The 12478-nt window shown below is 26.8% G+C and carries 15 protein-coding genes; 8 read left to right on the forward strand and 7 right to left on the reverse strand.

What is annotated here, in order from left to right:
* The 8 genes from AAHM88_RS04370 to AAHM88_RS04405 all read left to right on the forward strand — a co-directional run bounded on the left by AAHM88_RS04370 (position 1) and on the right by AAHM88_RS04405 (position 5447).
* Positions 1-984 carry a hypothetical protein gene (locus AAHM88_RS04370; RefSeq protein WP_342262329.1) on the forward strand — a complete coding sequence of 328 codons (984 nt, stop codon included), beginning with the start codon at positions 1-3 and terminating at the stop codon, positions 982-984.
* 13 nt (positions 985-997) lie between these two features.
* Positions 998-1324, forward strand: coding sequence for a hypothetical protein (locus AAHM88_RS04375; protein WP_342262330.1), 327 nt, complete (start codon positions 998-1000; stop codon positions 1322-1324).
* Between the two features lie 9 nt (positions 1325-1333).
* Positions 1334-1579, forward strand: a complete 246-nt coding sequence (locus tag AAHM88_RS04380; protein WP_338967003.1) for a hypothetical protein — start codon at positions 1334-1336, stop codon at positions 1577-1579.
* Positions 1580-1581: 2 nt separating this feature from the next.
* Positions 1582-1965, forward strand: a complete 384-nt coding sequence (locus AAHM88_RS04385) for a hypothetical protein (RefSeq protein ID WP_342262331.1) — start codon at positions 1582-1584, stop codon at positions 1963-1965.
* Positions 1958-2155, forward strand: a complete 198-nt coding sequence (locus AAHM88_RS04390; protein WP_342262332.1) for a hypothetical protein — start codon at positions 1958-1960, stop codon at positions 2153-2155. The genes AAHM88_RS04385 and AAHM88_RS04390 overlap by 8 nt, the downstream gene beginning before the upstream one ends.
* On the forward strand, positions 2137-3822 hold the full coding sequence (locus AAHM88_RS04395; protein WP_342262333.1) for a hypothetical protein: 1686 nt from the start codon (positions 2137-2139) through the stop codon (positions 3820-3822). The genes AAHM88_RS04390 and AAHM88_RS04395 overlap by 19 nt, the downstream gene beginning before the upstream one ends.
* 53 nt (positions 3823-3875) lie before the next feature.
* Positions 3876-4289, forward strand: coding sequence for a hypothetical protein (locus AAHM88_RS04400; RefSeq protein WP_342262334.1), 414 nt, complete (start codon positions 3876-3878; stop codon positions 4287-4289).
* 75 nt (positions 4290-4364) lie between these two features.
* Positions 4365-5447 (forward strand): integrase core domain-containing protein, encoded by a 1083-nt coding sequence (locus tag AAHM88_RS04405; protein WP_342262335.1) that lies wholly within the window; start codon positions 4365-4367, stop codon positions 5445-5447.
* 100 nt (positions 5448-5547) lie between these two features.
* Here the strand turns inward: AAHM88_RS04405 and AAHM88_RS04410 are convergent, their stop codons facing one another.
* The 7 genes from AAHM88_RS04410 to AAHM88_RS04440 form a co-directional block, all read right to left on the reverse strand.
* Positions 5548-6189 carry a hypothetical protein gene (locus AAHM88_RS04410; RefSeq protein ID WP_342262336.1) on the reverse strand — a complete coding sequence of 214 codons (642 nt, stop codon included), beginning with the start codon at positions 6187-6189 and terminating at the stop codon, positions 5548-5550.
* A gap of 514 nt (positions 6190-6703) precedes the next feature.
* Entirely contained in the window at positions 6704-7021 is a 318-nt protein-coding gene (locus AAHM88_RS04415) for a hypothetical protein (protein WP_342262337.1), read from the reverse strand.
* Positions 7022-7140: 119 nt separating this feature from the next.
* A complete protein-coding gene (locus AAHM88_RS04420) occupies positions 7141-7992 on the reverse strand; it encodes an HAD family hydrolase (RefSeq protein ID WP_342262338.1) in 852 nt (283 codons plus the stop codon).
* 87 nt (positions 7993-8079) lie between these two features.
* A complete protein-coding gene (locus AAHM88_RS04425) occupies positions 8080-9267 on the reverse strand; it encodes a phosphoglycerate kinase (RefSeq protein WP_342262339.1) in 1188 nt (395 codons plus the stop codon).
* A 57-nt stretch (positions 9268-9324) separates the two neighbouring features.
* Positions 9325-10335: a type I glyceraldehyde-3-phosphate dehydrogenase gene (gene gap, locus AAHM88_RS04430; protein ID WP_342262340.1), complete on the reverse strand. Its 1011-nt coding sequence runs from the start codon at positions 10333-10335 to the stop codon at positions 9325-9327.
* A gap of 126 nt (positions 10336-10461) precedes the next feature.
* A complete protein-coding gene (locus tag AAHM88_RS04435; RefSeq protein WP_342262341.1) occupies positions 10462-11346 on the reverse strand; it encodes an ATP-binding protein in 885 nt (294 codons plus the stop codon).
* Between the two features lie 21 nt (positions 11347-11367).
* On the reverse strand, positions 11368-12372 hold the full coding sequence (locus AAHM88_RS04440) for a DnaD domain protein (protein ID WP_342262342.1): 1005 nt from the start codon (positions 12370-12372) through the stop codon (positions 11368-11370).
* Positions 12373-12478: the final 106 nt, after the last annotated feature.

Below are 12478 nucleotides of genomic sequence, written 5' to 3' on the forward strand. Positions count from 1 at the left end.
TTGTTTAAAAAAATAAATTTAAGATTATATGATTTTGTGACTTTAAATCGCACTTTATTTATTATTGCGTGATTCTATGGTGCGATTTTGCATTATTATAATTCCCAAAGTTGAAGAATGTTATTTGATATTATTTATTTATTAATTGCTTTGTATGTTTTATATACTAAAATTTCTCATTTTTTTGCTCGCCGTAGTTTTATTAATTTCTTATTAAATTCACCTTTAAATTTAGTAATTGGTGCCTTAGGAACTGGAAAAACCGCTTTAATGGTTTTAGCTTCTTACTTATTAAGTGGTTGAAAAACGATTTCTACTTTTCCGATTACGGATAAACAAATGCTTTCATTAGGGCATATGTCTTTATTAGATTATAATTATCCGATATTAGAAGAAAAGCATTTGCTGTTATGAGATGAAACTAACTTATTTTTAGAAGGAACTGACTATAAAGAAAATGATAGAGTAACCCAAGGTTTACAAGAATATTTCGCTTCGGCTCGACAATTTACCCATATCGTATTAGCAAGCGGACAACGAGCTGAACATATATGAGTTAAAGTTCGTGATATTGCGAATTCAATAATTGTTGGCATTAGAAAAAAACCGGTTAGTATTTTCCGACCCTATTTGCAAGTTGTCTATGGCACTTTTAAATCGGTAAGCGAATACGAACAATGACGATTAACTCTAATTAATGCAAAAAATGATAAAAAAGGTCGCAAAATCAAGTATCGTAGCATTCCGGAATTAGATATTTATTTCTTTAAATTGAAAATTCCGATGTCAATTTTAAATCTTTATGATAATAAATATTTATCATTCTTGCGTGAATTAAGTAATCGTGCTTTGAACGATAATTATCAACATAAATTTTGAAATGATAATGTAATGGATATTGAAGCATTAGAATATTTAAAAATGGAAAAATTCAGTAAGATACTTACTAAGTTAAAAAATAATCTGAAGAAGAAAAACAAGTAAAGGAGTTTAAAAAATGGAAAACTTAGAAAAAATGGCTAGTTTGATTGGCGATATGTTTTATAAAGTTTTTGATTTAATTTGAACATTAACCATTCCGGGAACAGATATTCGCGTTATTATTTTTCCGCTAATTATGCTTGTAATAAATCTTGTAATTGGTGGTATTTTAGGTATTCATATTGAACGACCAAAAGTTGGTTTTCGTAAAAAATATCAAAAATCAGTTGCTAATTGAGGAGCAAAGAAAAAATCATCTAGTGGTCCAATTAAGAAATTCAGTGGTAATAGTCCTAAAAATAGACCGTGAGTTAATCAACATGGACGGCGAATAAAAAGGTAGGTTTTTAAAATGTTTAAATTGATAATTTTATTTATTCTTGTTGCTGTTTTTTCTATTTTTGCTTTAAATGACTTTTTAGGTTTATGAGCCTATGTGCGCGAGGGTTTAGAATATTTTAATAAAGTTCTATCAAATAATATTAAAATTTTAGATTTGTTTAAACCAATGATAAGGTTATTTTCTCAACATCCGATTTTCCAAATTTTAGGAACGATTTGTATTTTATCAACAATATATTTAATTTTAAGGAGTTAAAAATGAAAAAATTAAAGAAAATATTAGGTATTAAATGATTTAAAAGCGTTTTAGGTTTTATACATTTTTTTATTATACTTCATAGTGTTGTTATTATAATTTGAATATTTTTAACGGTCCTTCAAATTAAAGGGGATAAATTTTTTAAAGATTTTATACCATTAAATTTTCAAAGTGTATTTTTTAATGTTTATATTTGATTATTAATTATTTATTTCTTAATAACTGGTATTAAGTTAATTATTAGGGGTTATTACTTTAATAAAATTTTTAGAAAGCATCAAATGCAAGTTGTTAATTGTGAATGTCCACACCATAATCAATATAAATTTTCTGATGCTTTTAAAGCGATAAAAAAGAGTTTTAAGGCGTGATGAGATGGATAAGATTATTTCTTGATTTATTATAATGTTTATTAGTTTGGTACCGTTAGGCGCTTTCTTTGATACAAAACAACCACCAAAACCCAATATGGAACAATCCTCTTTATGAAAAGAGAAAAACGCACCACTAACCCTAGTCAACGTGGCGAAAGTTGCGAGTTGGAGTTTTCTAGTATGTATAATAGTTTTTTAATTCCTAGTAAAATTGGTAGCGGTGCTAAAATTAAATTTCAAGATAACATAGATTTGCCTCTTGAAATTAAACGAACTCGCATTTTTAGTTTATCTCTTGGAAATAAAAATAAAGATTGAATTAATTTTTATAAAAATAATGGTGTTAAAAAACAATACCATGATTTTAGTTATTTAGATTCAGATTTTGGTTATCAAATTTCTGAGATAATTAAAGTTAAGATAACATTTACTAAATCAATAGGATTATCTTATAGTATAACTTCCTTCTCTGCTGAAATGCCTTCTTTATCAGAAAAAGAGAACGAGCAAATATTACCAACAGTAATAACTAAAAATGATGGTGAGTATCAATATAATCAGTTTCAAGATAAACTTGATTATTTAATGATACAACGCCGAGATTTTGATAAATTTAATTACTCGTATCTCTATTGAACACCCATATTTAATTTCTTTGATGATAATTTTAAATATATGAATGAAATATCAATTAAGTTAAATGGCTTTAAACAGAATAGTAAATTTAGTTTAAGTCGCAAAAATTCATATCCGCCTGGTTTCATTGAAAAAGTTATTTTTAGAGAACTTTCCTTTTCTAGTTTTGGTGATGTTATTACTATAAAAACTGAACATGGTAGCATTGTGGGTAATAATGAGTTTTTAGAAAATGGTAAATCGCTTTGAAAATCTGGTTCGCGAACAAGTTTTGGAGGAGATTTTATTAATACCTTTTTTGGACAAGTTAATTATTATGGTAATACCTTTCATTTTTTACGCTATGATGACAAATTAAAATTTGATTTTAAAGATTTTATGTTTCATTATCAAAAAGATTTAACTATTGATTTCATTAATGATTTATTTAATAAAATTTATAAAGTTTTAGGTGAGTTTTTTGTGCAATTCTTTTATGCTAGTTTTGATATGGATGCTTCTACTTATGTAGAATTAGATTATAAAGGAATGCAACAAATTCCTAAAAATGTTTTACAAATGGGGTTTTTCTATCGTTCCTTAATTACTTTTTATCCCAAACAGTATTTAATTAACTTCGGTTCAACAGTAGAAAATATTAAGAATATGATTTTTCGTTCCTATTTTTTTGTTAAAGATAAACAAATTGCTAATGGTTTTAACACTGGTAAAAGTTCTTACCAAATAGATTTTAATGTGTTAAAAGCATATGATAACCAACTATGAAACGCTACTAGTAATAAATTGCATTTTTACAATGCCAAAGTTGATGTAATGTATGGAATTAATATTTTTACGCTAACTTTTCCACTATATAAAAAGAAAAATGAAAGCACTGAATATCATTATTATTTATACGATTTTAACATTTTGAATTCAACCGCTTTTATTGGTGGCGGAATAAGTGGTAATATGGATGATTTAATTCCGACACCCAACTGTTCTTATTGAGGTTTATTTAGTGCCATATCATGTGGGATTCAGCACGCTTCTGTTGGTGTGTTGAATTGATTACTTGGTCTTTCTGGAATTAATCTTTTAATTCGCCCCCTTGCGGATATTGCCAAAACGACGATTAATTTTACCAAAACTGCCTTTCCGGTGTTTGAAGTTATTCCGGCGTTTCAGATGTTATTTGAATTTGTAGTGCCGTTAGCAATCTTATTAATGATATTAAAAAAGTTCTCTTAAATATTGCCATTATTTTTTATAATATAATTCCTTTGAAAGGAGGATTTTTCTTTATGCGAAAATTTTTATCAGCTTTAAATTTAATAACTGCAATGTTTATTTCTGGGTGCAATAAAAATAGCAATGATTTAAAAAAATATGATTTAGAGTTTCCTATCATTTATAATAGTTTTTTAATTCCTAGTAAAATTGGTAGTGGTGCTAAAATTAAATTTCAAGATAACATAGATTTGCCTCTTGAAATTAAACGAACTCGCATTTTTAGTTTATCTCTTGGAAATAAAAATAAAGATTGAATTAATTTTTATAAAAATAATGGTGTTAAAAAACAATACGATGATTTTAGTTATTTAGATTCAGATTTTGGTTATCAAATTTCTGAGATAATTAAAGTTGAGATAACATTTACTAAATCAATAGGATTATCTTATAGTATAACTTCCTTCTCTGCCAAAATGCCTCATTAATTTATTAATTTAATAATCATTCTTGAAAATCGTATTAAAAAAATACGATTTTCTCAATTTAAGGAGTTTTAAAAAATGAAATATATTATTTCTCAAGCTGATTTAGCGGATTTAAAAGCAAAAATCCAAAGTTGACTAAGTGCTAATTGCCGTAATCCTTATTACTATAAAACTAAAAAACGCATTACTGCTTATTTAAATTTATGTACTTATTTTTATATTGAAGAAACTACTTTAACAAAACTTATTAAAAAATATTTTAAGAGTGCAACAAAAACTTTTTATCGTTGGGCACAAAAAATTATGAACGCTTATTATTCTGACAATTTAGATTTGTTATTGTTTAAAACTACAAAACCACAAAATCTTAATTATCAATATAGTTTAAATTCTCGCGAAAAAGTATGTGATTTATATTTTGATTACAAAAATCTTCAAGCTGGCGGAATGTGGTCTTTATTTAACAATTTAAAAATCGGTTTTCACGATGTTAAAAATTTAGAAGTTCCGAAAAATATCAAAACTTTTTATCGTTGAATTAAATCCGACTCTCGCTGAAAAGAATTAAAACAGCAAATCAAACAAACAAAACGCCATTTTAAGCGTTATGAAGTCTCCGAGATTGGTCTTTTACAAATGGATGCCAAAATTATTACCACATCAAATTTTCCGGTTAATAAAAAATATTACATTTATGATTTCATTGACGAAATGACACGCATAGTATTTGGTTATGTTTATGATAGTTTAGGAACCAATAACGCAATTAATGCCGCACAAAGAGCAATGAAAGATTTTAGCGAGCTCGGCATAACAATTAAACGCCTTCGTACTGATAATGCTCCGAAATTTACCACTACTAATTGAAGCAATAAAAAAGCATATAAAGTAAAAGAAAGGCCTTTTACAACCTTTCTTTCGAGGAACGGAATTGTCCACGAAACCACACCGATTCGTTCGCCACAGAGTAACGCTAAAATCGAGCGATTTCATCAACATTATACCAAATTATTTTATTCTAAGGATAAAAAATTAAATCAAAACGAACTTCAACATTATTTAAACAAATATTATTACTTTTATAATTTTGAACGCCATCATTCATCTTTAAACAGTAAAACGCCTTTTCAAACATTGCAAAAATTTTTAACAAAGTAGTTTCTAGAAGTTTGAATAATTATTTTTTATAAAATATTTAACTTATTGTTACAATCGCTATTAAATTAAATATTTCTAGAATTAAAAGATTTTTTTAATTTTAATTATTTACAATTTTAGCAAAATTTATTCCTAAAACAGTTGTTAAGTGTCTATTAGTGGCTCCAGCACTATAAAGATAACTATAAACATAAATATTTAATTTTAATTCTTTATTATTTTCAATTCATAATCCTATTTCAATATCACAATCAACATCATATGAAGCAAATCAATATTGATTTGCTTTAACTAAAGTTCTTCAATATGCTTTATCACTACTATTGTTATGATTTATATCAACATTATTTAAATTAATTTTAATATCTCCAAATTTATCTTTCCCTACATTACCAAAAGTTTCTGGTGAATTTTCTTCTCCATAAGTGTTAATTATAATGTAAGGATATTTTTCTATAAATGAATTTCAATCAGAAGCATATTTAGTAAAATCTACTATATTTAATGTTTTCTTATCATTAAACCTTAAAGTATAACTTCAACTAGCATCTCCAGTTCTACCATAATAATAATCATATTTTACTATTATATCATTATTAGCTTCTACTAAATAAGGACTTGTTGCTCGTTTTTCTCGTTTCATAAAAGATTGTTCTATTTTTCTTGGGGCATTGCCAACAATACCTGTCATTCCACTTCCTGCTATTGTTATTGTTCCTAAGATTCCTAGTAATTTTTTCATATTAATCAAATCCCTTTCGTGAATTTTTACTAATTAATAAAATTAATAACACCTTTTCCTTTCTCCAAAAAAATCTTAGTCTGGAATCTACTTACTTTGGAATTTCATTATAAACTATTTTTAAGAAATTCCTGCATTATTTTATAATTTATCATCCCTTTTTAAAAGGACGCATAAAGTTTTGTTAGGTAGGAAAAGGTTTAAATAATTTTGAAAGAAAAGTAACTAAAAATTGATTACCTTTTTATTTGAAAAATAAGTAATAAAACAAAATATTTAATATTAACAAACATAATCTCAATAAAAGGTTATAGAAACTAAGTAAAATGCTTATAAAAACAACATTAAAATAATTTTTTACAACAAAAATCATACATAAGAAATATATACTTAATTTGAATATTGAAATAATTTATAGTAAACGATTACTTTTTCTTTTTTTAAAAATACCTAAGAAAACTAAACGCGACCTTTTTTAAAAACCCTCTTGTGCTTGTCATAAGTCTGTGGTATATTACACAAGCTTATCTAACATATAATTAATATTTTCTTTAGCAAATAAAGAATTATCAAATCAAGTTAACTTTAATTCTCTTACTTTAATTGTTTCTTCATAAACAATTGACATTACGGGTACAGTAAGTTTCTCTGCTAGTAAAAAATCTAATTGCTTAATTTTTTTATCAAAGCGCTCCTTAAATGCAAGAATTACTGTATTTGGATTTAACACAATTTCTTCATTAATATCAAGTTCCAAACTATTAATACTAGTAATAATACCTGTTGAACATAGCAGGAATGCTAAAAAAATTTTCGCAAAACAACCACGCATTTTACTCACCTCAAAATATAGTTTATTTTTCAATATTCTTAATACTTAAATTAAGTTTAGCAAAATAAAAAAAGTGTACAACTATTTTATTAAAAAAAACTAAGAGTTTTTATAACATCTTAGTTAATATCTAATATATATTTATGAATTGCTTTACTAACACCACCATTATTATAAGTATCAGTAATATCATTAGCAATTGCTAATAATGGTTTTTCACTATCTTTCATTGCAATTCCATAACCAGCTCATTCAATCATTTTATAGTCATTCATTCCATCACCAATCGCCATAACCTCTTCACGATTAATATTTCACATCTTAGCTAAATGCTTAATACCACTTGCTTTACTAATATTTAATTCATTAACCTCAATCATCCGAGATTTTCCCTTGTCAGAAACCGCAATTTCAGCAATTTGTAACTTTTCTAATTCTAATGCTAAACTATTAATTCTTTTACTCTTACCTAATAATAAAATTTTATACATTCTAACATCAGAATTTTCATTTACTTTAACAATTTTACGACGATTTAACTTTTGAATTAATCAAATTTTAAAAGTTTTCTTTAAAATATAACCAATATTACCATCAACACTATAACCTCAAAAAGCAACTTTATAATTTTTAGCTAAATTAATAATTTGCTTAATAGTACCTGATGCTATTTCTTTATCAACTAATAACTCACCAGTTCTTAAATTAATAACATAGGCACCATTAAAACATACCATATGCTCACTAGTTTCATATAAACCTAATTCGCGAGCAAACTTATAACTAGATTGCGGTGATCGTCCTGTAGCAATAATTACTTTAACACCAAGTTCTTGAGCTTGCTTCACAGCAACAATATTTTCTGGATGTAACTCAAAATGATTTTTCAATAATGTTTTATCTAAATCTAAAGCAACTAACTTAATTTTCATCATAACACCATTTATCTTTTCTAATTTTATATTTTTCACAAATAATTATAACATATATTACAATTTTTATATTTTAACAATAAAAATGTATCGTTTATTTAAACGATACATCATTAATAACATTAACTATTTATCTTGAATAACTTCAATAGCGGGTAACGGTTTACCTTCTAATAATTCCAAACTAGCGCCACCACCAGTTGAAATATAACTAAACTTATCTTTAAAACCTAACTGAATGGCTGCTGCGGCTGAATCACCACCACCAACAATACTAAAAACATTATTTAAATGAGCAATTGTTTCACAAATTGCTAGCGTTCCCTTACTAAAATTTTTCATCTCAAAAACGCCAACTGGACCATTTCAAATAATAGTTTTAGCTTCTTTAATATAGTTATTAAATAATGTTATTGTTTTCGCACCAATATCCATTCCCATATAATCATCAGCAATATTAGCATCAGTACTATTAATTCCAGACTGATCAACAAACTCTTTACTCATCAAATGATCAATCGGTAAAATTATTTTACCGTTTGCTTTTTGTAAATACTGTTTAGCTAATTCTATTTTATCTTCTTCAATTAAAGACTTGCCAATATTAAATTCTTGCGCTTTTAAAAAAGTATAACTCATTGCTCCACCAATAATTATTTTATCAGCTACCTTTAAAAGATGATCAATAACACCAATCTTATCAGATACTTTTGCCCCTCCTAAAATCACAACAACAGGTCGCTCAGGATTAATAATCGCTTTATTTAACATTGCTAACTCTTTTTCCACTAACAAGCCAATACACGATTCATTAATATTAGTTGCGATACCAACATTAGAAGCATGCTCACGATGGGCTGTGCCAAAAGCATCATTAACAAAAACATCACCTAAACTTGCTCAATATTTACCTAAACTAGCATCATTATTAGATTCCCTTTTATTTTCTAAATCAGCAAAACGCGTATTTTCCATTAATAAAACTTGTTTATTTTCTAAACTATTAATTGCTGTTTGCAATGTTACCCCACTAATTTCATCAACAAAGTTTACTTCAGTACCTAATAACTCTGCTAACCGCTTTGCTACTGGTTTTAATGAATATTTTTTTAAATCTTCTGACCGTTTTATTCTTCCCAAATGTGATAATAAAATAACTTTAGCATCGTGGTCTAATAAATATTGAATTGTTGGGATGGCACTAATAATACGATTATCATCACTAATAACACCATCAACTAATGGCACATTAAAATCGACTCGAACTAATACTTTTTTATCTTTAAAATTAATATCTGCCAATGTTTTTTTCATATGAATTTAATTTTCCTTTCCAATAATAAAAACTAAGGTATCCACCTTAGCCATTATTTATTCCATTAAGTTTGCAATATGATTAACTGTTCGGCATAGTTGATTAACATATGACATTTCATTATCATATCAAGCAAAAACTTGGATTAATTGATCGTCTCCTAAAGTCATTACTTTAGTTTGCGTACCATCAAATAATGAACCATAACTAATACCAATAACATCACTAGAAACAATCGGATCTTCAGTATAACCAAAAGATTCATTAGCAGCATTTTTCATTGCTTCATTAATATCAGCAACTGTTACCTTTTTATTTAAAAGGACAGTTAACTCAGTAATTGAACCAGTAACTACTGGTACTCTTTGAGCTGCACCATCTAATTTTCCTTTTAAATTTGGTAATACTAACCCAATCGCTTTAGCAGCTCCTGTAGTATTTGGAATAATATTAACTGCCGCTGCTCTTGCTCTTCTAAAATCACCTTTACGATGTGGACCATCCAAAATATTTTGATCATTAGTATAAGCATGAATTGTTGTCATCACCCCAGTTTTAATACCAAATTTTTCATCTAATACTTGTGCCATTGGTGCTAAACAATTAGTTGTACAAGATGCCGCTGAGATAATAGTATCACTAGCAACAATTTCATGATGATTAACATTAAACACAACGGTTTTTAAATCAGCTCCCGCAGGTGCTGAAATGACAACTTTTTTAGCTCCCGCAACTATATGAGCTGCTGCACTTTCCTTAGTAACAAATAACCCTGTTGATTCAACAACAACATCAATATTTAACTCTTTTCACGGTAAATTTTTAGGATCCTTTTCAGATACAATTTTAATTTCATGACCATCAATAACTAAACTTGATTCCTTAGTAGTAACTTCCTTATCAAATCGCTTTTGTGCTGAATCATATTTTAATAAATGACCTAGCATCTTAACATCACCTAAATCATTAATTGCTACAATCTCAATATTTTCATAATTCATTAATATTCTTAAAGTTAAACGACCAATGCGTCCAAACCCATTAATTGCAATTCTTTTCTTTGTCATTCTGTTTTCCTCCTATATGCACTGCAATAATTATACAAATAACTCATTTATTTTACAATTAAATTAGTAATTTTCTTCTAAAACACTATCTAGAAATTACCAAAGACATTGCAAATCATTGCCAATTTATTGGGCATATTTCCGAAGCACATCGCCCCCTAATAATACTGGTTTTGCCAAGTATCTAATTCTTTCTACTAACCGAATTGATTTCACAATATCAATATTTTTATATTTAGCATTACGACTATAATATTCTTGTAAGTTACCCATATCATAATTAGAAGTAAAAAATGTTGATAAATTATGTTGCATCCGATAATTTAAAATACTAAATAAAACCTCATCACGAGTTCACTCCGATACGGGTTCACCAGCTAAATCATCTAAGAATAGCACATCACAAGTTTGGAGCTTATAAATATCACTAGCTAATGAATTAGTTGCTTTCGAAATCGCTTGTTTTAATTGACTCATTAATTGGGGAACAAAAACAAAACATACTTTATAATCACTTCGAACTAAACTATTAGCTAATAAAATAGAAATATAAGTTTTACCAATACCAGGAGCACCATAAATATATAATCCTGTTGTTTGCTCTTTTTTAAGGAAATTAATAAAATATTCTTTTAATTTTATGCGAATAAAATCATTTTCTGGTAAATGAAAATCAGTTTCTAATGATAAATTAATCATTGATAAAGGAAAATGACAAATTAAATAATTATTACGAATTTTATCATTAGCTCGCAAATATTGACGATGTAAACAATCTTGCATTTCTAAATAAATGCGTTGATTTTCATAAACTAATTCTAACCGATATCCAGGAATTAATTGTTGACATTCATTTCAATTCAAACCATCCAAACATTCAACAAAATTATTTAAATATTTTTCTAAAATATCATTATTTCGTAATAAATCTTTTTTTAGTAATTGATGTTCAGCAATAAATTTTTGCAAAGCAACAATCTTAGTTTTTTGAATCCGATGATAAATATCCATAACAATCACTTCCTTCCATAATTATGTTTGATAAAGGGGGTCTTCTTGTAACCATTTTGGAATAATACCCGTATTTCATTTAATTTCATAATCAAATTTTGATTTTTTTACAATTTTATTAGATTTTATTTTTTCCTTATTAAAACTTTGAACATATGCAGTTCTTAAATATATCATTGCTTGTTCAACAGTAGTAATCTGCTTTTGTTGTAATGTGCTCGCAATTTTTTCTAAATAAGCCACAACTAAAAGTTTATTATTTTTATATCACACATATTCAATTAAACAATTAGTAACTTCTGGTGACAAAGTATAAGTAACTAATAACTTAGCCAATAACTGTAAATCTTTCGCTTGTAAAGGAAAATTTTGTAATAATGTTAAATATTTATATGGTGATATTGTTTGCATCTCATAAATTTTTTTTTGTAAAGGATTTTTCATATCTTCATTAGCAACTTCTAATGATTGGTTATTAGTTTCTGACAAATGATTGGTTTGGAAAATAAAATCAGCACTAGAAGCATCTGCTTTTACTATTGATAAAGAAAATACTTCATTAAAGCATTTCGTAATTTTTTTATAACTTGACAGATCTTCTTGATATTGCATAAATAAAAACTTTGTTCGTTCATAATCATTAAGAGAAAGATTATCAATTAGCAATTGATTAAATTGCTGATGATTAAAAAAGTCTTGTGGTGCCATCGGAGCAAATAATTCATAGTAATAAGTAACACCAATATTAGTATTATTACGATAAACATCAAGTAAATTTATTGCTTCTAACCGATTTCTCGCAACTTCAATTTCCAGTAATGATAATTGTAATAAATTTTGCAAGCGTAAATGCGAATTATCTAAATTTAAAACTTTCATTGATAATTGTTCATTTAATAAAGCAAAATATAGCGAAACAGCATTAACACCAATAATTGGTTGATATAAATGTTGAACTATCTTTTGCGTTTCACTACAAATATGAGAATTAATAATTATTTGAAATTTTTCTTCTGATTGTAACATTTTTATCTCCACCTTATTGTCTTATTTATTCTATGACAGAATAATAGCGATGTAAATAATAAACAATAAAAAAATAATTACCCACTAAGTTATCCACAACTTAGTC

The organism is Spiroplasma endosymbiont of Dromius quadrimaculatus, assembly GCF_964031155.1.
GTDB lineage: Bacteria > Bacillota_I > Bacilli_A > Mycoplasmatales > Nriv7 > Nriv7.